This window comes from Streptococcus mitis, from assembly GCF_001281025.1.
Lineage (GTDB): Bacteria > Bacillota > Bacilli > Lactobacillales > Streptococcaceae > Streptococcus > Streptococcus mitis_AK.
On the sequence record NZ_CP012646.1, the window covers coordinates 1,143,831 to 1,167,726 of the forward strand.

Genomic DNA, 23,896 nt, shown 5'->3' on the forward strand with positions numbered 1-23,896 from the left:
AGCAGAGTTTTTATCTAGCTCCCTTAGTTCAATGGATATAACAACTCCCTCCTAAGGAGTAGTTGCTGGTTCGATTCCAGCAGGGGGCATTTTTAGAAATGTAAAGAAAGACAAAGAAAATTCAAAATGTTTATTTGAAGGCAATTATCACAAGTTCATTTTTAAAAATAATTTAGTATTTTTTGTTTTTTTTTGACCAAATTTTGAGCAAAAGTTATATTTTGATCAATGAGTACAGATAAAGTGGATCAGCAAAGTAACTTTGACATCTATTAGTTAAAAAATAAGGACTTCCTTTGTTAGAATGTCCTTATTTTTATTATGGAATTGGACAAATGAGGTTAAGGTTCAGCTCTATGAACTTAGAAAGCAAGTACAAAGCTTTAAACAACTTTCAAAAAGATTGGGTGTGGATTTTTCGGGCTAAGGTATGTGATAAAATGAATTGATTGTTATGAAATAGAGAGCCTAAAAAATGGGGAAAATCGTTATTATTCCCCTGAATGTGATATGTTGTAAAAGACTATTTGTGGTCTGTTAAATATATTAATAACAAAATTTAAACATGATAGTCTAATATCTAATCCATTTAAAGTGAATACGTTTATTAATCGTTTAAGTAAGAAAATTTCAAAAGAAGAAGGGATAGATTTTCAAAAATAACCTATCTAGTTATTGTTTATATATAATTTGTATCTTTTGGTTTATTAATTTGTATTTAGAATTTAATCATGTTACAATTGAAATTGAAATCGAATAGAAAAGGAAAATGCAAACGTGGGCACACTATTAGCAACAAGATTAAAAAATAGACGAAAAGAATTAAAAATGTCTCAGCGAGAATTGGCTGAGGGGATATGTAAACAGGGACAGATTAGTCGATTAGAGAATGGAGAATTTACTCCAGGAGCAGACTTTTTATATGCTCTGTCTAAGAAGTTAAAAGTTAGTATGGATTATTTTTTTAATGAGCAAATTGAAGAGGAGATTGACGAGCTATCAGAGTTTAAGAAGTTAGCTCAGACATTTATCACAAATCGAAATTATGAGTCTTTGAAATATATATATGAACTAGAGAGTGTAAAAGTACATCGCTTGTCTCTAGTAGATAAGTTTTATATGGAGTGGATAAAATCTCTTATAGATTTTTATTTCTATGGGCAAAAAGAGGAGGCTGTGGCAAGATTGGAGAAGGTACTGTCTCAGTTAAGTGTAACTGACTTGACCTACCTTCAAGTTGCAAATACTCTATTCAATTTTTATTATGACATTGAAGATTTAGAGAGTTTTAATGAAATTAGAGAAAAGTTAGAGTATCAAGTAAATCAACTCCAGTTAAACACAATCGAAGAATTAAACCTTTCTATTAAATTTAATTATAATATTTGTCGCTATCTATGGTTGCAGAATAATACTGAAGAGGCTATTACTAAAATCACAGATACGATAAAGCAATGTAAGACGTATAGAACAACGTATCTTTTGGCTGATTTGTATTTATTGATGGGAAATGTCAGTAAGAATTTTTCTTCTAAAGTTGCAGTAAAAGAGTACTTTGAAACGGCTTATTTCCTTTATAAGCTTGAGGGAAATATGTCAATGGCTCTTAAAATCGAGCATTATATTGCAGATATAACAGAATAGTAAAGACGATGTTCAATTAAGCATCGCTTTTTTAATCCAAAAAGATACAAATATGTATTTAATAAAAATAAATAAAAAATATTATCAAAATTCTTGACAGTATTATATTGAAGTGCTAAAATGAGTGCAAGAAAATATTAGGCTTTTTGTCCATAAAACATCACCAGAAACTTACTATAGACTGAGTGAATGTAAAGAGACTTCAGCCTTTGAAGAATTGAGAGGTAAAATTAATGAATGAATTGGAAGTTAGATTTGAACTCAACGATGAGAGAGATTATAATAATGCTATTTCATATTTAGAAAAATCTTATAAATTTAAGAGTGAAAATAAGCAAGTTGATGAATATTTTAAAATAAAAGGAAGAGAATTTGAAAATGATGAGGTAGGTAGCTTTATCTACAGAATTCGCCAAGAAGATGATAATAAAGCATGTGTTTTCACAAGAAAAGATACGATAAAACAAGGAATGTGGAGTGAAAGTGAAATAGAGTTGGAATCTGAAAAATTAGAATTTGTAAGAAATATCTTGCAAGATGGATTTTCAAATATTTTCACAATAAGTAAACATAGAAAGACTTATCATGATGCATTAGAAAATAAAACGATTAATCTAGATAAGATTGATAGTCTTGGATTTTATCTTGAGATAGAGATTTTAGGAGATTTTTCAAAAGAAGATTATCATAATTTTTATGATAAAATGTGCGGAGAGTTCTCGTTTTTAAATTCAAAAATAGAAACAAAGGGTTATGTCCAATTAATGAGAGAAAAAAATGGACGTAATTGAAATTATCAAATAGTCTTGTTGGGATTGTTTACTCAATTGCTGGATTTGGAAGTTTGATAACAGTAACCTTTCTTTCTACTTTTTGAATAAGAAGGATGCCTTAATTTTAATGAATATATCAATGGCAACCATCCCACTTGTCATTATGGCGAGTGGAATAGTAGAAAATTGGATATTTTTTGGAATTTGTTATTCAATTTTGAGTGGATTAATTACAATAGCTTCTGTCTCGATTATAACAATACAGCAACAAGAAAGTACTGTGTATAATATCGGAAAGATACTTTAGAGTTCTTTTGTAATAGTTACCATTTTTACTCCTCTTGGAGGGATATTGGCCGCTTATTTTAATTGGCTTTTAAACCCGAGATTAAGTCTAGTTATTTTGGGATTACTAAGTAGTTTATTGGTTATTCTTATAAAGAGTTATGAAAAAAAGCTAACTAAGAAAAGAACTGCAATATTTATAAAGGAAGATTAGTGGATTAATTATCATTAGAAAAAATAATATTAATTCGTAGTAAAATAAAAAATTGAAAAAGGTTTTACATAATGTACTACCTTTTTCAGATTTAATAATTATTAAGGGGATAGAACTAGAGACCAAAAATACTGAATTTTAAACTGCACCCCAAAAGTAAGATTTTTTCTGTCTAACTTTTGGGGGCAGTACATTATCTCTAACTTCTGGGGTGCTTTTTCTATATTCAAATTATTTTACAGTACCCACGTACGAATAGCATGGGCAACGCCAGATTCGTCATTTGTTTTGGTGATGTATTTGGCGATTTTTTTGATTTCTGGATTTCCGTTTTCCATGACTACAGGGTTGCCAACGACTTCCAGCATGGCACGGTCATTTTCTTCGTCACCGATAGCCATGGTTTCATCTTTGGTCAATCCTAGTTTTTCAGCTAAGTGAGTAATAGCTGAACCCTTGTCTACATTCTTTTTAAGGAGTTCAAGGTAGAAAGGAGCAGATTTGTTGATAGAGTAACGCTCGTAAAATTCTGCTGGTATTTTTTCAATTGCAGCATCCAGAATCTCTGGTTCATCGATGAACATACATTTGACAATTTCCTTACCAGCCATTTCTTCAGGAGTGCGGTAGAAGATGGGCATGCTGACAAGGGTTGATTCGTGCACTGTGTATTTTCCGATATTGCGATTTGCAGTGTAGATACCGTCCTTTGTAATAGCGTGCATGTGGACACCGAGCTTGCGACTGAGGAATTCCATATCCAGATAATCCTCATAGGTCAAGGATTCGCTGATAATCTCATGTCCTGTAGCAGTTTCTTGGACCAGGGCACCATTGAAGGTCACAACATAGTCACCCTCGTCTCTCAACTGCAAGTCGTCCAGAAGTTTGGCAACACCTGCGATAGGGCGGCCAGTTGCAATGACGACTTTGACACCAGCTTCTTTGGCATCTTGGATGGCAGAAAAGACTTCAGGAGTGATTTCCTTTTGGCTGTTGACTAGGGTTCCGTCTATATCAACGGCAATTAGTTTAATACTCATAAATTTCCTCTTCTAGTTTTTATTTGGGGTAAAATGATCGTTCTCAATCAAGTGTAAAAATTGCTGGGTAATGCTTGCAAAGATGCTGTTTTGGTCCAACATTTCTTTCGGGAAATAAAAACGATTATCTCCATGGCGACTGCCAGCAAGGGATTGGACGATAGGAGACAGGCTAGAGAGTTCGGCCAGTTCTCCATTTTTTTGTAAAATCTCAATCTGTGTTCGCGGATTTTCAGATTCGGGACGATAGATATCATAAGGGAGGTCAAAGTTCTTATGAATAGCAGTGTAGTAGTCTGGATCAAAGCCGATATCTTCAACCAATTTTCTCAGGCTAGCGAGTTGGTCTTGGTCTTCTTGTGAAAAGGTAATGGATTTAAAGACCTTGCGGTTGACAAAGCGTTGCGACAGGTCTGCAAGAATCTTGTCAGGACTGGTTATCCAGAGCTGGAAGTAGGTATTCATCACACCATCATCCAGAGCCAGATAGTCAGACAAGGTCACATTTTTTTCAAAGAAAGGCAGGAGGTGTGGAGATGTTCGTGCAAAGAAGTCCTTGTCTTCAGGATAGAGTTCCTTAGCGCGCTTTAGAAGATTCTGTAGGAGAACTTCCATGGCACGTGTTGCAGGGTGGAAATAGACCTGCATATACATCTGGTAGCGACTGAGGACATAGTCTTCGATGGCGTGCATGCCATTGCGCTGAAAGGCGATACCATTTTCGACAGGGCGAATGACTCGGAGAATACGTGTCAGGTCAAATTCCCCATAAGAAGCTCCTGTAAAATAGGAGTCGCGCAAGAGATAGTCCATACGGTCTGCATCAATCTGACTAGAAATGAGTTGCACGACCTGCTTGTTAGGATAGGTATGGTCGATGACGCTGGCAACCTTTTCTGGAAAATCTGGCGCCACTTGTAGCAGGACTTGGTGAATCTCTGTCTCAGGGCTTTGGATGATTTCCTGAGTAATGGCTTCGTGATCTGTATCAAAGAGATGTTCAAAAGTATGGGAGTAGGCACCATGACCAAGGTCATGTAGGAGAGCAGCAGTCATGGTCAAGAGAGACTCGGCAGGATTCCATTCCTCAGGATATTTTTCTTCAAAAATCTCCGTGATGCGTCGTGCAATTTCATAGACTCCTAGACAGTGAGAGAAGCGACTATGTTCTCCACCGTGGAAGGTATAACTGGAAGTTCCCAGTTGTTTGATACGACGCAAACGCTGAAATTCTTTTGTATTAATCAAGTCATAGATGATTTGATTATTGACATGGATGTAGTTGTGAACTGGGTCACGGAATACTTTTTCGTTCATATGACCATTATAGCAAAATCCTGCTCTTTTTGGTAAAATAGTAGGACAAGAGACAAGAAAGAGGACTTGATGTGAAGATTCGGATGCGAAATACGATTCAGTTTGATGAGCAGTTGGAAGTGATTGACCAGCTTTATGACGTGGAAGTGCATGAAAAAGGAGATTATAGCTACCTGCTTTTCTATAATGAGGAAAAGGAAAAAGTGGTTATTAAATTTCATGGTCAAGAACTTGTGATGAGCCGATTTTCCAATCCCAAGACCATTATGCGCTTTCTAAAGGATAGCGATAGTTTAGCCTATATTCCGACACCTATGGGTATGCAGGAGTTTGTTATCCAAACGAATCGTTATCAAGTGGATGGACAAAAGATTGAGCTAGATTATCAACTACAAAACCAAGAGGGACATCCCTTTGCCAGCTATCAATTGGAAATTACTTGGGGCTAGTCTCATGTCTTTTTCAAATTTAGCTAGCTATCTTCTTGGATTGGCTTCCTAGTGTGGTAGATTAGGCTATTTTTTGGTATAATAAAAGTTATGGAAATCGAAAAAACCAATCGTATGAATGCGCTCTTTGAATTTTATGCGGCGCTTTTGACAGATAAGCAAATGAATTATATCGAGCTATACTACGCTGATGATTACAGCCTTGCTGAGATTGCCGAGGAGTTTGGTGTCAGTCGTCAGGCTGTCTATGATAATATCAAGCGGACAGAAAAGATTCTGGAAGATTATGAGATGAAATTGCACATGTACTCGGACTACATTGTTCGCAGTCAAATTTTTGATCAGATTTTGGAGCGTTATCCAGAGGATGCTTTTCTGCAAGAGCAAATTGAGATTTTGACCAGTATTGATAATAGGGAGTAATCATGGAAAATCTTGTTGTCTATAAAGGAATACCTTGCAAACTATTAGCTGCAGAGGAACCATTTCCTACAAGACTACAAATTCTCTCACCTGATTCTATTCCTCAAGCCCTTAAAGAAGGATTTAGCTGTTGGGGATATCCAAATGAAATCATTAAAGAAGTCACAACCGAAGAACTAGAGAGTTTGCAACATTTTGGACGATTTCCACTGAATTGAAAAAATAGGAGAAAATAATGGCATTTGAAAATTTAACAGAACGTTTGCAGAACGTCTTTAAAAACCTACGTAAAAAAGGAAAAATCTCTGAATCTGATGTCCAAGAGGCAACCAAAGAAATTCGCTTGGCCTTGCTTGAGGCCGACGTTGCCTTGCCTGTTGTAAAGGACTTTATCAAGAAAGTTCGTGAGCGTGCAGTCGGGCATGAGGTCATTGATACCCTTAATCCTGCGCAACAAATTATTAAAATCGTTGATGAGGAACTGACAACTGTTTTAGGTTCTGATACGGCTGAGATTATCAAGTCACCTAAGATTCCTACAATCATCATGATGGTTGGTTTGCAGGGGGCTGGTAAAACAACTTTTGCTGGTAAATTGGCCAACAAACTCAAGAAAGAAGAAAATGCTCGTCCTTTGATGATTGCGGCGGATATTTATCGTCCTGCGGCTATTGACCAGCTCAAAACTCTAGGGCAACAGATTGATGTGCCTGTCTTTGCACTTGGAACAGAAGTACCAGCTGTTGAGATTGTACGTCAAGGTTTGGAGCAAGCCCAAGCCAACCACAACGACTATGTCTTGATTGATACGGCAGGTCGTTTGCAGATTGATGAGCTTTTGATGAATGAGCTTCGTGACGTGAAAGCATTGGCTCAACCAAACGAAATTCTGCTCGTCGTTGATGCCATGATTGGTCAGGAAGCGGCCAATGTTGCGCGTGAGTTTAATGCTCAGTTGGAAGTGACTGGTGTCATCCTTACCAAGATTGATGGCGATACTCGTGGTGGTGCGGCTCTATCTGTTCGTCATATTACTGGAAAACCAATCAAGTTCACTGGTACAGGTGAAAAGATTACGGACATTGAGACTTTCCACCCAGATCGTATGTCTAGTCGTATCCTTGGCATGGGGGATATGCTCACTCTGATTGAGAAAGCTTCTCAGGAATACGATGAGCAAAAAGCCCTTGAAATGGCTGAGAAGATGCGTGAAAACACCTTTGATTTCAATGATTTCATCGATCAGTTGGATCAGGTGCAAAACATGGGGCCAATGGAAGACTTGCTCAAGATGATTCCAGGTATGGCCAACAATCCAGCCCTTCAAAACATGAAGGTAGATGAGCGCCAGATTGCTCGTAAACGTGCCATCGTGTCTTCCATGACACCTGAAGAACGTGAAAATCCAGATTTGTTAAATCCAAGCCGTCGTCGTCGTATCGCTGCAGGTTCTGGAAATACATTTGTCGAAGTCAATAAATTCATCAAGGACTTTAACCAGGCTAAACAACTCATGCAAGGTGTTATGTCTGGAGATATGAACAAAATGATGAAGCAAATGGGAATCAATCCAAACAACCTTCCTAAAAATATGCCAAATATGGGAGGAATGGATATGTCTACCCTTGAAGGAATGATGGGACAAGGCGGTATGCCTGACCTGTCAGCTCTCGGAGGGGCAGGAATGCCAGATATGAGCCAGATGTTTGGTGGCGGACTAAAAGGTAAAATTGGTGAATTTGCTATGAAACAGTCCATGAAACGCATGGCGAATAAAATGAAGAAAGCTAAGAAGAAACGCAAGTAAGACAAGGGAAGGCCGCAGGGCTTTCCTTTTTTAGAAAGAAGAAAAATGAGCACTTCCATAATTGGAAATGCTCGTTTTTTGATGTATTTAGATTCTTAGTCTTTATTTTCATATGGCAAGATTAAGTTCAAGATGATTCCTGTCATGGCTGATAGGGCAGTACCTGAAAGTGTAACTGGACCAAGTTTAAGGATAGCTCCTCCAAGTCCAAGGACCAACATAGCACTTGCGATGATTAGGTTACGCATTTGAGCGAAATCAACACGTTCTTTAATCAAAACTTTCAAACCGTTGCTGGCGATAACCCCATAGAGAAGGATTGACATACCACCAAGTACAGCATTTGGGATAGTTGAAATTAAGGCAGTGAATTTACCAAGGAAGCTAAGGGCAATCGCGATAAAGGCAGCGTTACGGATAACTGAGACAGAAGCGATACGAGTCATACCGATAACCCCTGTATTTTCTCCATAAGTTGTATTGGCTGGTCCACCAAGGAAGGCAGAAACAGAAGTTGCGATACCGTCACCAAGAAGAGTACGGTGAAGACCTGGTTCTTTCAAGAATTGACGGCCACAGATTTGACCCAAAACAGTATGGTCACCGATATGTTCAGAAATTGTTACGATAGCGATTGGCAAGATAGCGATGGTTTCTGGCCCAAAGTAAAGATTGTATTCTTTAAAGGCACCACCTGTGCTAAATGGCAAGTAGAAACCAGGAATTTCAAACCAGTTAGCTTTAAGAACTGGTGTAAAGTCAACCAAACCAAGAGTTAGTGCGAAGAGGTAACCACCGATAATGGCAAAGAGGAATGGAATGATTCGTAGGAAGCCTTTTCCTTTTGTATTGATAAAGGCAGCAATCAAGAAAGTAACAACTGCTACAAGAGCATTTTTCCAATTCCCGTCAGCTACAAGACCAGCGTTAGTAACTGCTGAGCCTGCAAGTCCAAGACCGATAACGATGATCATAGGTCCGATGATGATTGGTGGCAAGAGTTTATCAATCCATTTTGTACCTGCAAAACGAACACCAGCAGCCACAAGGACATAGACCAAACCGGTCAAGATAACCCCTGTTTGTGCAGCAGATACATCACCACCCATTTCTTTCATAGCAAGTGACATTGCTGTGATAAAGGCAAATGAAGAACCTAGATAAACTGGAACTTTAAAGCCAGTTGAAATCATGTAAATCAGTGTACCAACACCTGAAGCAAAAAGGGCAACAGATACAGGCATTCCCAAAATCAGTGGTACCAAGATGGTCGCACCAAACATGGCGAAAACGTGTTGGAAACTAAGGAGAATTCCTTTTCCAGCAGAAGGACGTTGGTCAACGTCTAGTAATAAATCAACAGTTGATTCTTGTTTCATATAAACCTCACTTTTGGGCATCAAAAAAGAGCCCATTATTTTACAGCAATAGGCCCTCAGAGTAAGACTTCTCTAAAATCTAGACTTTAAAGAGTTTCAAGTATTTCTGCGTCTTCGTCACCTCACGGGATGACATTAAAAACCTTTGCTTGTGATAGTATAGCAAAAATTGTAAACTTTGTAAATCATTTTTTAGTAAAAAATTTAAAGTGGGCGTTTGTTGGGTATGCCAGCCTTACGTGGATATTTATTTGGCGTTTCTTTTTTCTTTTCTACCACTGTGATGTAACGTGGATCTCCATTTGGGAGGTCGTAACTGAGATTATCTTCGACCTTACTAAAGAGGAGATTGAGGGCATTCTTGGCTTCTAACAATTCCTCAGGCGCATTGCTGGCCTTGAGTGCCAATAGTTTTCCGCCAACTTTAAGGTAAGGAATAGTTAATTCAGATAGGACTTGCATACGGGCAACCGCACGAGCTGTTACAAAATCATATTGAGCACGGAAGTTTTTGTCTTGGGCAAAATCTTCGGCACGTCCATGGTAGAAATGAACATCGTCTAAATCCAGTTCTTGAGCCAAAAGTTGGAGGAAGTTGATGCGCTTGTTGAGAGAATCAATGATGGTCACATCTAACTGAGGATAGAGGATTTTCATTGGTAGACTAGGAAATCCTGCCCCGGCCCCGATATCAAGCAGTTTGACAGTTTCATTGGGAATCAAGTCTTGCAGAATGGGTGCAATTGAATCATAAAAATGTTTGAGATAAACTTCTTCCTTATCTGTAATAGCCGTCAAATTAATTTTCTCATTCCACTCGACCAAGAGTTCAAAATAACGTTCAAATTGTTTTTTTTGCTGGTCCGAAAGTGAAAGATTTTGCTCGGCAAGCAAGTTGTAAAATGTTTCTGGTTTCATAGCTTTTTCCTTCTTTAGTATCATCTTATTTTACCACAATCATTAAAAATTTGATATACTGGTACTAATCTAAAAGCAGAAAGGACTTATATAATGACTTGGATTATTCTTGGAGTTTTAGCTCTTATTGTTATTTTTGTGATTGTTAGCTATAACGGTTTGGTTAAAAATCGTATGCAAACAAAGGAGGCTTGGAGTCAGATTGATGTTCAGTTGAAACGTCGAAATGATCTCTTGCCAAACTTGATTGAGACTGTAAAAGGTTATGCCAAATATGAAGGTTCTACCCTTGAAAAGGTGGCAGAACTGCGTAACCAAGTGGCGGCAGCGACTTCACCAGCAGAAGCTATGAAAGCTAGTGATGCCCTTACTCGTCAGGTTTCAGGTATTTTTGCAGTTGCAGAAAGCTATCCAGATTTGAAAGCTAGTGCCAACTTTGTTAAATTGCAAGAGGAGTTAACAAACACAGAAAATAAAATTTCTTACTCTCGTCAACTCTATAACAGTGTTGTCAGCAACTACAATGTAAAATTAGAAACTTTCCCAAGCAATATTATCGCTGGAATATTTGGATTTAAAGCAGCAGATTTCCTTCAAACACCAGAAGAGGAAAAGGCAGTTCCTAAGGTTGATTTTAGCGGTTTAGGTGACTAAGATGTTGTTTGATCAAATTGCAAGCAATAAACGAAAAACGTGGATTTTGTTGCTGGTATTTTTCCTACTCTTAGCTCTTGTTGGCTATGCGGTTGGTTACCTCTTTATGCGGTCTGGGTTTGGTGGTTTGGTTATAGCGCTGATTATCGGCTTTATCTATGCCTTGTCCATGATTTTTCAATCGACAGAGATTATCATGTCCATGAATGGCGCTCGTGAGGTGGATGAGCAAACGGCACCAGACCTCTACCATGTAGTAGAAGATATGGCTATGGTCGCTCAGATTCCTATGCCCCGTGTTTTCATCATTGATGATCCAGCCTTAAATGCCTTTGCGACAGGTTCTAACCCTCAAAATGCGGCGGTTGCTGCGACTTCAAGTCTCCTTGCTATCATGAATCGCGAGGAGCTAGAAGCTGTTATGGGACATGAAGTCAGTCATATCCGTAACTACGATATTCGTATTTCGACTATTGCTGTCGCCCTTGCTAGTGCCATCACCATGCTTTCTAGTATGGCAGGTCGTATGATGTGGTGGGGTGGAGCAGGTCGCAGACGAAGTGATGATGACCGAGAAGGAAATAGCTTAGAAATCATTATGCTAGTGGTTTCTCTACTAGCTATTGTGCTGGCACCTCTCGCTGCAACCTTGGTGCAACTAGCTATTTCTCGTCAGAGGGAATTCCTAGCTGATGCTTCTAGTGTTGAGTTGACTCGCAATCCTCAAGGGATGATTAATGCTCTAGGTAAGTTGGATAATAGTAAACCGATGAGTCGTCCTGTTGATGATGCCAGTAGTGCGCTTTATATTAATGATCCCAAAAAAGGTGGAGGGTTCCAAAAACTCTTTTATACCCACCCACCTATCTCAGAACGGATTGAACGTTTAAAACATATGTAAAATGAAGGCTGGGAAAAAGCCTTTAAAATCTGAAAAACGCATAATATCAGGTGTGCAAAAAACTTGATATTATGCGTTTTATTATGTGACTATTAGTCCGTCTCGCTCCGTTAGGTGCGAGACAAAACAACCACCCGCTATGCGGGTGCGCGTCGAAGGTTATACCAAAAAAACTCCGAACGCGATACAATAAAGGTGTTCAAGCCAATTGTAAAGCGAAAGGAGAAAAATATGGCACAAAAGGCTCATAGTTTATCGCACACAAAGTGGCACTGTAAGTATCACATTGTGTTCACCCCTAAGTATAGACGAAAAGTCATCTATAATCAATATCGAAGTAGTTTAGGCGAAATATTTCATCGCTTGTGTAGTTATAAAGGAGTTGAAATTATCGAGGGTCACTTAATGCCAGACCATGTACACATGTTAGTCAGTATTCCACCAAGGACAAGTGTTTCGAGTTTCATGGGTTATTTAAAAGGAAAAAGTGCACTCATGATGTTTGACAAACACGCCAATCTCAAGTACAAGTTTGGAAATCGGCATTTCTGGGCGGAAGGTTATTATGTGAGTACAGTAGGGCTTAATGAAGCTACAATTAAGAAATATATTCAAGAACAGGAAAAGCATGATATAGCACTAGATAAATTAAGTGTAAAAGAATATGAGGATCCCTTTAGGGATAGTGGTAAGTAATACTAAAGCCTCTTTGAGAGGCAAGTGACGAGTCAAGAGCAATAAGGCTTGAACAAAGTGAAAGCCAGCGTCTTTAGGCGCTGGCTGGTAATTTGGGCTTATAGCCCTGGGACAAACCACCCGTTTGACGGGTGGTCATGATTGTGGGAAGATTTACTTTCTCTTCTCCTAAAATTGTGTTTTTGCCCCACCTATCTGCTATGTTGCAAATTTATAAATTGTCTAAATTAACTACATCCAAACCGTGTTCTGTTAAGCGATAGATGATTGAACAGACCTCTTTTAAGAAACGACGGTCATGCGAAACAGTGATGAGACCGCCTGGATAGGTGGCAAAGAGTTTTCTGATTTGGGGTTGAGAAGTGGGTGAAAAGTTTCGTGTGGGTTCATCCAGAAGGAGAAAGTTTGGTTTGCGCAAGACTAAATCCAAAAGCAGGAGTTTACCCTGTTGCCCGCCAGATAAGGAGCGAATTTGATGCTGCATTTCTGGATAACTGAAATTGAGACTAGCTAGATGAGATTGGATTTTCTGTAGTTCCTCTTTTTCTCCAGTTTTGCTGAGGTAGGCTATTGGTGATAAATCCAATTGCAGTTTTTTGTGGTAATCTTGTGGCATAAAACCAAGCGAAATTTCTCTTTTTGCGCTAAGCAGTTGTTGCAACTTGGCTAGCAGAGTCGATTTTCCAACACCATTTGGGCCGATGATACCGATTTTTTCTTGGCCATGGACAGTTAGTTGCAGTCCCTGAACCAAAACTCGGTCGCCAATGGACAAATTTTCTTTTTCCAATTGGATTAAGACTTTAGAAGCCGGTAATGGTTGGACATCTGAAAAGAAAAGTTTGATTTCTTCCTCTTCAAGTGGCTTTTGGGTCATGGCCTGAGCTACCCTTTCGTAGCGTTTTTCTTGAGAGAGGACAGTTTTCATCTTTTTAGCCAATAGGCGACCGGCAGTACTGTCTTTAGTAGCTCTAAGCGCAGTTTCTACATTTTGCTTGACTCGTCGATGTTTTTCCATGGTTTTATCGTAGGCTCTTTGATCGTTAGCAGCTTGCTTGCTTTGTTTGGCAAAATTAGCCTTTCTCTGCTCACTATAGCGATCATAGTCTAAATGCTCTACTAGTGTTTCCGCTTCTTTACGGTGCTTGACCAGTCGCAAGTGAACAATAGTGTCTGCCGTTTCAGAAAGAAAGTCTTCATCATGGGAAATGAAAATAACGGTTTGCCTCATCTTCTGTATCTGTCTTTTTAGCCAATCAACCGTCTCAAGGTCTAGGTCATTTGAAGGTTCATCTAGAAATAGAATCTCAAAGGGTTTGGCTAACTCATGGATGAGCTGAATTTTCAAAGCTTCGCCTCCTGATAGACTGCCAATCTCTTGGTTGCTAGCGAAGCGATCGCCATCAAAATGCAATTCCTCAGCCAAACGATAGAGGATACTGTAGTCTAAATCAAGAGAATCTAAAAAGAAGTAGTCGTGTAGACTTTTCTTTTTCAGCTCCTCGGGAAGTTTTTGAGGAATATAGGCCAGTGACTGATAGTCAGACTGGATGTCTCCCTTGATAGTGAAATCAGACAAAGCTTCCCCCATTAAAATTTTAAGTAAAGTTGATTTGCCATTTCCTTCTTCACCAATAATAGCTACCTTTTCCCCGTCTTGGATAGTCATGCTTAAGTCAGATACAAGGTCTCGTAAATCTTTGTTTTGTGTGATGGTTAGATGATTGATGTTTATCATATTATTGCCCTTTCTAGAATGTCGATAGTGCATAACAAAAAGCTCTACTTTACCTAGTAGAGCCCAAAGTCTATGTCAAAAACCCCTATTAACATGCCAGAAAAAGAGCATAAAAGAGCACACAAAAAGAGACAAAAACAAGATCTACTAAATAAAGGTTCTTTATTTGATAGACTTAGTTGTTCATGTCTCCCTTACCTCCGAGTATTGGTACCTTTATCCTATACCTTTTAGGAAATTTTGTCAACAGAAAACTGGCAATTCCAAGCTCTAAAATCCGTGTGGTAAGCATTAGTAATGAGTTCTTTGTCTTCCATGTGAGCATCCTCCTTGCTCTGATGTATTATTGCCTATAGTATAGCACTAAAAAACAAAATGTCATAGTAAATATGTTGAAAATCGAATTTTAATTATAAAGTTTGCTGTGCTGATTTGTAGCCTTTTCATGGTATAATCAAGAGAGTAAATCTTTATGGAGGAAGTATGAAATTAAATATTCAAGAAATTCGTAAGCAGTCTGAAGGCTTGCATTTTGAACAAACGTTAGACCTAGCCGCAGACCTGCGTGCACGCAATCAAGAAATTTTAGATGTAAAAGATATCCTTGCAGTTGGGAAAGTACAGTACGAAGACCGTATGTATTTCTTAGATTATCAACTATCTTATACCATTGTTCTTGCTTCAAGTCGCAGTATGGAGCCAGTTGAGTTAGTTGAATCTTATCCAGTAACGGAAGTTTTTATGGAAGGCGCAACCAACCAGCTGGACCAAGAAGTTCTAGATGATGATTTGGTCTTGCCTATCGAAAATGGAGAACTTGATCTTGCTGAGAGCGTGTCAGATAATATCCTTCTCAACATTCCTATCAAGGTCTTGACGGCTGAAGAAGAGGCTGGTCAAGGATTTGTTTCAGGAAATGACTGGCAAATCATGACTGAGGAAGAATACCAAGCTCAACAAGCAGTTAAGAAAGAAGAAAACAGTCCTTTTGCTGGCTTAAAAGGACTATTTGATGGAGACGAATAATGGTCTTGTCAAAAAAAAGAGCACGAAAAGTGCTAGAAGAAATCATTGCTCTGTTTCCAGATGCCAAGCCAAGTCTTGATTTTACCAATCATTTTGAACTCTTGGTTGCGGTCATGTTGTCAGCCCAGACAACGGATGCAGCGGTAAATAAGGCCACACCAGGTCTCTTTGCTGCCTTTCCAACGCCACAAGCCATGTCTGTGGCGACTGAGAGTGAGATTGCTTCACATATTTCTCGCCTGGGACTGTATCGGAATAAGGCTAAATTCCTTAAAAAATGTGCCCAACAGTTACTAGATGATTTTGATGGTCAAGTCCCTCAAACACGTGAGAAATTGGAAAGTCTTGCAGGTGTTGGTCGCAAGACAGCCAATGTTGTCATGAGTGTGGGCTTTGGGATTCCAGCCTTTGCAGTGGATACTCATGTGGAGCGTATTTGCAAACACCACAATATCGTCAAAAAATCAGCGACACCGCTTGAGGTGGAAAAGCGGGTCATGGATATCTTGCCACCGGAGCAGTGGTTAGCTGCCCATCAGGCCATGATTTATTTTGGAAGAGCTATTTGTCATCCTAAAAATCCAGAGTGTGACCAGTACCCACAGTTATATGACTTTAGCAATTTATAAGATGGGGACTCAAAAGTTTTTGCTTGATTTTAAGCATGCTTTGTGCTATAGTAATTGATAACTAAATATTCCTTTAAACCTGTCCTGTGAGGCAGGCAAGGAGAGCGATAAAGTAGAAGGGTGAAGTCTATACTGTTTGCAGTAGGGCTTGCTTAGCTATACATTTCAAGTCTCCTTGTTTAAGGAGACTTTTCTTTTTGGAGGTTTGTCATGAAGGCAAAAGAAGTTGTAGACGAATTGACCGTCAAACGAGCGATTACGCGTATTACTTATGAGATTATCGAACGTAACAAAGATTTGAATAAAATCGTCTTGGCTGGTATTAAAACTCGTGGTGTCTTTATCGCCCACCGAATCCAAGAACGTTTGGAGCAGCTAGAAAATCTTTCAGTTCCGGTTGTGGAATTGGATACGAAACCTTTCCGTGATGATGTTAAAAGTGGAGAAGATACTTCTTTGGTTTCTGTTGATGTGACAGACCGTGAAGTTATCTTGGTGGACGATGTGCTTTATACAGGCCGTACTATCCGTGCTGCTATTGATAATATTGTCGGTCATGGTCGTCCTGCGCGCGTAAGTTTAGCTGTTCTGGTCGATCGTGGACATAGAGAATTGCCAATCCGTCCAGATTACGTTGGAAAAAATATCCCAACTAGTCGTTCTGAAGAAATCATCGTAGAGATGGCAGAACTTGATGGCCAAGACAGAGTTCTGATTACTGAAGAAGCATAGAAAGCTAAAGGAGTAGCCATGTCAGAAAATCAACAAGCATTGAACCATGTGGTGTCCATGGAAGACCTCACTGTCGATCAAGTCATGAAATTGATTAAGCGAGGAATTGAGTTTAAAAACGGAGCTCAGCTTCCCTATGAGGATCATCCGATTGTTTCCAATCTTTTCTTTGAGGATTCTACACGGACGCATAAGTCCTTTGAAGTGGCAGAGATTAAACTAGGATTGGAGCGACTTGACTTTGATGTGAAGACTAGTTCAGTTAATAAAGGGGAGACACTTTATGATACCATCCTGACTCTGTCTGCTTTAGGAGTGGATGTCTGTGTGATTCGTCACCCAGAGGTTGATTATTACAGAGAGTTAGTTGCTAGTCCCACGATTACGACTTCCATCATCAATGGTGGAGATGGTTCGGGACAACATCCTAGCCAGAGCTTGCTTGATTTAATGACTATTTATGAGGAATTTGGTCACTTTGAGGGTCTCAAGGTTGCGATTGCAGGTGATTTGGACCACTCACGCGTTGCCAAATCTAATATGCAGATTTTGAAACGCTTGGGAGCTGAACTTTACTTTGCTGGACCTGAGGAATGGAGAAGTCAAGAGTTTGCAGACTATGGGCAGTTTGTAACTATTGATGAAATCATTGATCAGGTGGATGTCATGATGTTTCTCCGTGTGCAACATGAACGTCATGATAGTGGAGCTATCTTTTCAAAAGAGGACTACCATGCCCAACATGGCTTGACTCAAGAACGTTATGATCGTTTGAAAGAAACAGCAATCCTTATGCATCCAGCTCCAGTCAACCGTGATGTAGAAATCGCAGACCACTTGGTTGAAGCACCAAAATCACGGATTGTCCAACAAATGACCAATGGTGTCTTTGTTCGAATGGCAATCTTAGAATCCGTACTGGCGAGTAGAAACGCCAACTAAAACACAAGACGTTAAAAGACGCCAGTGAGCGTCCACGAGAGGTGAAAATATGACAAAAAGACTTCTAGTATTAGAAGATGGCACAGTTTTTGAAGGCAAAGCCTTCGGAGCAGATATTGATGTAACTGGTGAAATTGTCTTTAATACAGGCATGACCGGCTACCAAGAATCCATTACAGACCAGTCTTATAATGGACAAATCTTGACCTTTACTTATCCTTTGGTAGGAAATTATGGAATTAACCGTGATGATTACGAATCCATTATTCCAACTTGTAAGGGAGTTGTCGTTTTCGAAGAAGCACGTAGAGCTAGTAACTGGCGCAATCAAATGACCTTGGATGAATTTTTGAAAGCTAAAAAAATTCCTGGTATTTCAGGAATTGATACCCGTGCTCTGACAAAAATTATCCGTAAGCATGGTACCATGCGTGCAACCTTGACCCATGTTGGGGACAGTATGGATCATGTAACTGACCAGCTCCAAGCAACAGTCTTGCCGACAGATAATATCAAGCAGGTTTCTACTAAAACTTCATATCCAGCTCCAGGAGTTGGTTTGAGTGTGGTGCTAGTGGACTTTGGTCTCAAGCACTCAATCTTACGTGAACTTTCTAAGCGTAACTGTAACGTTACGGTTGTTCCTTATTCAACAACAGCGGAAGAAATTCTCCATCTCAATCCTGACGGAGTGATGTTGTCAAATGGACCGGGAAATCCAGAAGATGTTCCCCAAGCACTGGACATGATTCGTGGTGTGCAAGGAAAAATTCCAATCTTTGGTATCTGTATGGGGCATCAACTCTTTGCAATGGCAAATGGTGCTAAGACCTACAAGATGAAATTTGGACACCGTGGATTCAACCATGCAGTACGTGAAATTGCTACAGGACGTGTGGATTTTACAAGTCAGAACCATGGTTATGCAGTCAGTCGTGAGGATTTGCCAGAGCACTTGATCATTACCCACGAAGAAATCAATGACAAGTCAGTTGAAGGTGTGCGTCACAGATACCAACCTGCTTTCTCTGTTCAATACCATCCAGATGCAGCCCCTGGTCCACACGACGCTAGCTACCTATTTGACGAGTTTATCGAGATGATGGAAGCTTTTAAACAATCAAACTAAGAACGAGTAAAAGCTCGTCGGAGAATTTATTTAATGTCGCCCTGAGAGGCGACGAATAGAAAGGCAGGTCGTTTCTTTTAGTCGCTATTAGGCGAACTAAAAACTCCCTGCACTAGATTTTTTACCGAAAAGTATCGTTTCGCTAAAAAATCGTCGGAGAATTTATTTAATGGCAACCCGAGAGTTGCCGAATAGAAAGGAGAAGATACATTGTTCGCTTAAGTGAACACGCCCTAAGAACTGTGTGAAAAAGATAAACATCGTCTTGATGCTGAAGGCGTCTGCACCGAGTTTCCTATTTTCGCTGTGTTCTTTACGGGCTTTGTATCATAAACTATGCCTAAACGTACTGATATTCAAAAAATTATGGTGATTGGTTCTGGTCCGATTATTATTGGTCAGGCTGCTGAGTTTGACTACGCTGGGACCCAGGCTTGCTTGTCGTTGAAAGAGGAAGGTTATGAGGTTGTCTTGGTTAACTCAAACCCTGCAACCATCATGACGGACAAGGAAATTGCGGATAAGGTTTATATTGAACCAATTACACTTGAGTTTGTGACACGTATTCTTCGTAAGGAGCGTCCAGATGCCTTGCTACCAACACTCGGTGGGCAAACTGGTCTTAATATGGCCATGGAATTGTCTAAAAATGGTATCCTTGATGAGCTTGGTGTTGAGCTTCTGGGAACTAAATTATCTGCCATTGACCAAGCTGAAGATCGTGACCTCTTTAAACAATTGATGGAAGAATTGGAACAACCCATTCCAGAATCTGAAATTGTAAACACTGTTGAAGAAGCTGTTGCCTTTGCAGCAACAATTGGATACCCAGTCATCGTTCGTCCAGCCTTTACACTTGGTGGTACTGGTGGTGGTATGTGTGCTAATGAGGAAGAATTGCGTGAAATCGCTGAAAATGGATTGAAATTGTCACCCGTGACCCAATGTTTGATTGAGCGTTCAATCGCAGGTTTCAAGGAAATCGAATACGAAGTTATGCGTGACTCAGCTGATAATGCTTTGGTTGTTTGTAACATGGAAAACTTTGACCCAGTTGGGATTCACACAGGGGATTCCATCGTATTTGCCCCTGCCCAAACCATGTCAGACTATGAAAACCAAATGCTACGTGACGCGAGCTTGAGCATTATTCGTGCCCTTAAGATTGAAGGTGGATGTAATGTTCAGCTAGCTCTTGACCCACACAGTTTCAAGTATTATGTCATCGAAGTAAACCCTCGTGTGTCGCGTTCTTCAGCCCTGGCATCTAAGGCGACAGGTTACCCAATTGCCAAATTGGCTGCTAAGATTGCCGTCGGTTTGACCTTGGATGAGGTCATCAACCCAGTCACGGGTTCAACCTATGCCATGTTTGAACCAGCCCTTGACTACGTGGTTGCCAAGATTCCTCGTTTCCCATTTGACAAGTTTGAAAAGGGTGAGCGCCGTCTTGGTACCCAGATGAAGGCGACTGGGGAAGTAATGGCGATTGGTCGTAACATCGAAGAATCTCTCCTTAAGGCTTGCCGCTCCCTTGAAATTGGGGTACACCACAATGAAATGCCTGAACTTGCATCAGTTTCTGATGATTCTTTGATTGAAAAGGTTGTGAAAGCCCAAGATGATCGTCTCTTCTATGTATCAGAAGCCATTCGTCGTGGCTACACACCAGAAGAAATTGCAGAGCTTACAAAAATTGATATCTTTTATCTCGATAAACTCCTACATATCTTTGAAATTGAGCAGGAGTTGGGTGCCCATCCACAAGATCTTGAAGTTTTGAAAACTGCAAAATTGAATGGATTTTCAGACCGTAAGATTGCTGAACTCTGGAAAACGACTGCTGACCAAGTTCGCCAACTTCGTTTGGAAAACAAGATTGTTCCTGTTTATAAGATGGTCGATACTTGTGCGGCAGAGTTCGACTCTGAAACGCCATATTTCTATTCAACCTATGGATGGGAAAATGAGTCTATCAAGTCTGATAAGGAATCCGTTCTAGTTCTAGGTTCTGGTCCAATCCGTATTGGTCAAGGGGTTGAGTTTGACTACGCAACTGTTCATTCAGTTAAGGCTATTCAGGCGGCTGGCTATGAAGCCATCATCATGAACTCAAACCCAGAGACCGTGTCTACAGACTTCTCTGTATCAGATAAGCTTTACTTTGAGCCATTGACATTCGAAGATGTTATGAATGTCATCGACTTGGAGCAACCAAAAGGGGTTATCGTTCAGTTCGGTGGTCAAACAGCCATCAACCTTGCGGAGCCATTGGCAAAAGCAGGTGTGATCATCCTTGGTACACAGGTTGCTGACCTAGACCGAGCTGAAGACCGTGACCTCTTCGAGCAAGCTCTTAAAGATTTGGATATTCCACAGCCACCAGGACAAACTGCTACCAATGAAGAAGAAGCAGTACTTGCAGCTCGCAAGATTGGTTTCCCAGTTCTTGTCCGCCCATCTTATGTACTTGGTGGACGTGCCATGGAAATCGTTGAAAACGAAGAAGACCTTCGTTCTTACATGCGAACTGCTGTTAAGGCTAGTCCAGACCACCCAGTTCTTGTCGACTCTTATATCGTTGGGCAAGAGTGCGAAGTTGATGCCATTTCAGATGGAGAAAATGTCCTTATCCCTGGTATCATGGAACATATCGAACGTGCTGGTGTCCACTCGGGTGACTCAATGGCCGTTTACCCACCACAAACCTTGTCGCAAAAGGTGCAAGAAACAATCGCAGACTACACAAAACGTCTAGCAATTGGTCTTAACTGTCTTGGAATGATGAATATCCAGTTTGTTATCAAGGATGAAAAAGTCTACGTTATTGAGGTCAATCCACGTGCTAGCCGTACGGTTCCATTTCTTTCTAAAGTGACCAATATCCCTATGGCTCAAGTAGCAACCAAGCTCATTCTTGGTCAAAAACTTGAAGAACTTGGCTACCAAGATGGACTTTACCCTGAAAGCACCCGCGTTCATATCAAGGCACCTGTCTTCTCCTTTACCAAACTAGCTAAGGTAGACAGCTTACTTGGTCCTGAAATGAAATCAACAGGTGAAGTTATGGGTTCTGATACGACTTTGGAAAAAGCTCTCTATAAAGCCTTTGAAGCTTCTTACCTGCATTTGCCAACTTTTGGTAACGTTGTATTTACCATCGCTGATGATGCCAAAGAAGAAGCCTTGGACTTGGCTCGTCGTTTCCAAAATATTGGCTATGGAATCCTCGCGACAGAAGGGACAGCAGCCTTCTTTGCCAGTCATGGATTGCAAGCCCAACCTGTTGGTAAGATTGGTGATGACGATAAGGATATTCCAAGTTTTGTTCGTAAAGGAAGAATTCAAGCTATCATTAACACAGTTGGAACAAAACGAACTGCAGACGAAGATGGTGAGCAGATTCGCCGTTCAGCTATTGAACACGGAGTGCCCCTCTTTACAGCCCTAGATACAGCTAATGCCATGCTTAAAGTACTTGAAAGCCGTAGTTTTGTCACAGAAGCAATTTAAATAGAAAAAAGAGAAGGTATAACGATCTTCTCTTTTTTGTTATATTTTTTCTTGTAAACTACTGCTTAATCAGCTTTTGCGATAAGCTTTAATACTATGACTATACCATTCTTGCATTTCCTTTGATGGTGGTGTCATATAATCCCCATACATCTGGGTTAAAAATTGATCATATTTTTTAGGGACGGGCAACATACGGCCTTCAAACTCAGTTAAGATGAGTTCTTTAAAGGTATCAACTGGGAAGACTTCTTTCATTCCTTCTTTACCAATACCAATTCCTCCCTCATATTGAGGAGTGTTGGTTACAGCATTTTTGACTAGCTGATCAATTTTCTTGTAAAAGTAACGAGGATTGACAAATCGGAGGGCGTACCAGCTACATAATCTTAGAAAATCTTTTAACTTGCTATCACCGTGAACTGCGCGTGATTTTTTGATATAAGCCAGTTGACGAAGGGCCACATACTTATAGCTCTTGTCGACAATGCTCAAATCTGTAAAGCGATCAATTGGAAATACGTCGATAAAGAGACTGGTGTCATGACGCTTGTACTTGACATGGTCTTCGATGACAGTAGAAGTGTCCAAAATCGATGCGAAATTATGGAAGTACCAAGAAGAGGTATCGTAGGAAAGAACCTTGTAGCGAGGGTGATTTTCCTCCTCAATAATCTTCAATAAACGTTCATAATCTTCACGATAGAGAGAAATATCAATATCATCATCCCAAGGAATCATACCTTTGTGGCGGATAGCTCCAAGCATGGTTCCATAACTGAGAAAATAAGGAATATTATGTTTCTTACAAGTCTCATCAATATAATCTAGCAGAGCTAGTTGGATTTCTTTAATTTCTTCTTTTTCTAAATATTGCATCCTAATCCTCCAATTTGTAGGCATGAAATTCATGACTGTAGAAGCGTTTTTCTTCAGGTGGCAAGGTCATATAATCCCCGTAAAATTGAGTCAAAATAGTATCAAATTTTTCAGGTGCAGGAAGGTTCAAATTCTCAAAGGGTAAATCAATTGTGTTATCAAAGGTACCACTTGGGAAGACTTCCTTTTCCTTAAATTTAGAAGGGATAAAGGCCATATACTGACCATTCTCACGATTATATTTTTGAATTTCTTTCTCGATTCTATTTGCGAAATAACGAGGAGAAACAGGTCGCAGGAGCAACCAAAAGGCTGTTCGTATCCAATCTTTTAAAAGGCTATCCTTATAGACAATATTTTTGTGTTTACTGAAAGACAGAAGTTTGAAGCTTTCCAGCTTATAACAAATATCAATGACCTTAGGATCATCAAAGCGATCCATAGGGAAAATATCGATAAAAACACCAGACTCATAGGTTTTTGTATTTCGAGTATCAATAATTTTAGTTGTACTGTCTGTTATTTTGATAAAGTTGTTAAAGTAGTTCTTATCAGTTTCTAAGGATAGGAGCTTATATTTGCTTTTTTCCTTTTGAAAAATGTTTATAAATCGTTGGTAGTCTTCTCGAGGCATGGACAGATCAATATCATCGTCCCAAGGGATAAAGCCCTGATGTCGAACCGCCCCAATCAGAGTACCGTAGTTAATAATATAGTTGATATTGTGCTTTTTACAGAGAGTATCAATATAATCCAAAATTTCTAATTCAATTTGTTTGGCATCTTCAATGGATAGTTGTTTCAT

General features: G+C 39.7%; 22 protein-coding genes and 1 tRNA gene. 16 read left to right on the forward strand and 7 right to left on the reverse strand.

The window, feature by feature from the left end; genetic code table 11:
- Positions 1-17: 17 nt before the first annotated feature.
- The 3 genes from RN80_RS05610 to RN80_RS05620 all read left to right on the forward strand — a co-directional run bounded on the left by RN80_RS05610 (position 18) and on the right by RN80_RS05620 (position 2,435).
- Positions 18-89 (forward strand) — tRNA-Arg (locus RN80_RS05610).
- 688 nt (positions 90-777) lie between these two features.
- Positions 778-1,644 carry a helix-turn-helix domain-containing protein gene (locus RN80_RS05615; protein WP_060628097.1) on the forward strand — a complete coding sequence of 289 codons (867 nt, stop codon included), beginning with the start codon at positions 778-780 and terminating at the stop codon, positions 1,642-1,644.
- 233 nt (positions 1,645-1,877) lie between these two features.
- Positions 1,878-2,435: a CYTH domain-containing protein gene (locus RN80_RS05620; protein WP_060628099.1), complete on the forward strand. Its 558-nt coding sequence runs from the start codon at positions 1,878-1,880 to the stop codon at positions 2,433-2,435.
- A 717-nt stretch (positions 2,436-3,152) separates the two neighbouring features.
- Here RN80_RS05620 and yidA read toward each other — a convergent pair.
- Both yidA and RN80_RS05635 read right to left on the reverse strand, forming a co-directional pair.
- Complete coding sequence (yidA, locus tag RN80_RS05630; RefSeq protein WP_000023507.1) at positions 3,153-3,959, reverse strand: sugar-phosphatase; 807 nt, start codon at positions 3,957-3,959, stop codon at positions 3,153-3,155.
- Between the two features lie 12 nt (positions 3,960-3,971).
- Positions 3,972-5,276: an HD domain-containing protein gene (locus RN80_RS05635; RefSeq protein ID WP_060628102.1), complete on the reverse strand. Its 1,305-nt coding sequence runs from the start codon at positions 5,274-5,276 to the stop codon at positions 3,972-3,974.
- A 71-nt stretch (positions 5,277-5,347) separates the two neighbouring features.
- Here RN80_RS05635 and RN80_RS05640 point away from each other — a divergent pair, with 71 nt between their 5' ends.
- The 4 genes from RN80_RS05640 to ffh all read left to right on the forward strand — a co-directional run bounded on the left by RN80_RS05640 (position 5,348) and on the right by ffh (position 7,955).
- Positions 5,348-5,725 (forward strand): YwiB family protein, encoded by a 378-nt coding sequence (locus tag RN80_RS05640; protein WP_080983350.1) that lies wholly within the window; start codon positions 5,348-5,350, stop codon positions 5,723-5,725.
- Positions 5,726-5,815: 90 nt separating this feature from the next.
- Positions 5,816-6,148, forward strand: coding sequence for a putative DNA-binding protein (locus RN80_RS05645; RefSeq protein WP_000402062.1), 333 nt, complete (start codon positions 5,816-5,818; stop codon positions 6,146-6,148).
- Positions 6,149-6,150: 2 nt separating this feature from the next.
- The gene (locus tag RN80_RS05650; RefSeq protein ID WP_060628105.1) at positions 6,151-6,366 is read left to right on the forward strand and encodes a hypothetical protein; all 216 of its coding nucleotides are present in this window, start codon (positions 6,151-6,153) and stop codon (positions 6,364-6,366) included.
- Between the two features lie 17 nt (positions 6,367-6,383).
- Positions 6,384-7,955 carry a signal recognition particle protein gene (ffh, locus tag RN80_RS05655; RefSeq protein ID WP_060628108.1) on the forward strand — a complete coding sequence of 524 codons (1,572 nt, stop codon included), beginning with the start codon at positions 6,384-6,386 and terminating at the stop codon, positions 7,953-7,955.
- Between the two features lie 95 nt (positions 7,956-8,050).
- Here the strand turns inward: ffh and RN80_RS05660 are convergent, their stop codons facing one another.
- Together RN80_RS05660 and rsmG are read right to left on the reverse strand one after the other, a co-directional pair.
- Entirely contained in the window at positions 8,051-9,334 is a 1,284-nt protein-coding gene (locus RN80_RS05660; protein ID WP_060628761.1) for a uracil-xanthine permease family protein, read from the reverse strand.
- A gap of 204 nt (positions 9,335-9,538) precedes the next feature.
- The gene (gene rsmG / locus RN80_RS05665; protein WP_060628111.1) at positions 9,539-10,252 is read right to left on the reverse strand and encodes a 16S rRNA (guanine(527)-N(7))-methyltransferase RsmG; all 714 of its coding nucleotides are present in this window, start codon (positions 10,250-10,252) and stop codon (positions 9,539-9,541) included.
- Positions 10,253-10,345: 93 nt separating this feature from the next.
- Between rsmG and RN80_RS05670 the strand changes: the two genes are divergently transcribed.
- The 3 genes from RN80_RS05670 (at position 10,346) to tnpA (ending at position 12,503) form a co-directional block, all read left to right on the forward strand.
- Complete coding sequence (locus RN80_RS05670) at positions 10,346-10,906, forward strand: LemA family protein (protein WP_060628116.1); 561 nt, start codon at positions 10,346-10,348, stop codon at positions 10,904-10,906.
- Between the two features lies 1 nt (position 10,907).
- Positions 10,908-11,807, forward strand: coding sequence for a zinc metalloprotease HtpX (gene htpX / locus RN80_RS05675; RefSeq protein WP_060628119.1), 900 nt, complete (start codon positions 10,908-10,910; stop codon positions 11,805-11,807).
- A gap of 231 nt (positions 11,808-12,038) precedes the next feature.
- On the forward strand, positions 12,039-12,503 hold the full coding sequence (gene tnpA / locus RN80_RS05680; RefSeq protein WP_033686116.1) for an IS200/IS605 family transposase: 465 nt from the start codon (positions 12,039-12,041) through the stop codon (positions 12,501-12,503).
- A 211-nt stretch (positions 12,504-12,714) separates the two neighbouring features.
- Here the strand turns inward: tnpA and RN80_RS05685 are convergent, their stop codons facing one another.
- Positions 12,715-14,274 carry an ATP-binding cassette domain-containing protein gene (locus RN80_RS05685; RefSeq protein ID WP_060628122.1) on the reverse strand — a complete coding sequence of 520 codons (1,560 nt, stop codon included), beginning with the start codon at positions 14,272-14,274 and terminating at the stop codon, positions 12,715-12,717.
- 450 nt (positions 14,275-14,724) lie between these two features.
- Here RN80_RS05685 and RN80_RS05690 point away from each other — a divergent pair, with 450 nt between their 5' ends.
- The 6 genes from RN80_RS05690 (at position 14,725) to carB (ending at position 22,212) form a co-directional block, all read left to right on the forward strand.
- A complete protein-coding gene (locus RN80_RS05690; protein ID WP_060628125.1) occupies positions 14,725-15,267 on the forward strand; it encodes a YceD family protein in 543 nt (180 codons plus the stop codon).
- Entirely contained in the window at positions 15,267-15,896 is a 630-nt protein-coding gene (gene nth, locus RN80_RS05695; RefSeq protein WP_050261485.1) for an endonuclease III, read from the forward strand. Before RN80_RS05690 ends, nth begins: the two co-directional genes overlap by 1 nt.
- A gap of 210 nt (positions 15,897-16,106) precedes the next feature.
- Positions 16,107-16,628, forward strand: a complete 522-nt coding sequence (gene pyrR, locus RN80_RS05700) for a bifunctional pyr operon transcriptional regulator/uracil phosphoribosyltransferase PyrR (RefSeq protein WP_000644747.1) — start codon at positions 16,107-16,109, stop codon at positions 16,626-16,628.
- An 18-nt stretch (positions 16,629-16,646) separates the two neighbouring features.
- Positions 16,647-17,570: an aspartate carbamoyltransferase catalytic subunit gene (locus RN80_RS05705; RefSeq protein ID WP_060628127.1), complete on the forward strand. Its 924-nt coding sequence runs from the start codon at positions 16,647-16,649 to the stop codon at positions 17,568-17,570.
- Between the two features lie 49 nt (positions 17,571-17,619).
- Positions 17,620-18,699, forward strand: a complete 1,080-nt coding sequence (locus RN80_RS05710) for a carbamoyl phosphate synthase small subunit (RefSeq protein WP_000166853.1) — start codon at positions 17,620-17,622, stop codon at positions 18,697-18,699.
- A 336-nt stretch (positions 18,700-19,035) separates the two neighbouring features.
- Positions 19,036-22,212 (forward strand): carbamoyl-phosphate synthase large subunit, encoded by a 3,177-nt coding sequence (gene carB, locus RN80_RS05715; RefSeq protein ID WP_060628132.1) that lies wholly within the window; start codon positions 19,036-19,038, stop codon positions 22,210-22,212.
- 69 nt (positions 22,213-22,281) lie between these two features.
- Here the strand turns inward: carB and RN80_RS05720 are convergent, their stop codons facing one another.
- On the reverse strand, positions 22,282-23,091 hold the full coding sequence (locus RN80_RS05720) for a LicD family protein (protein ID WP_045611831.1): 810 nt from the start codon (positions 23,089-23,091) through the stop codon (positions 22,282-22,284).
- A 1-nt stretch (position 23,092) separates the two neighbouring features.
- Entirely contained in the window at positions 23,093-23,896 is an 804-nt protein-coding gene (locus tag RN80_RS05725; protein ID WP_060628135.1) for a LicD family protein, read from the reverse strand.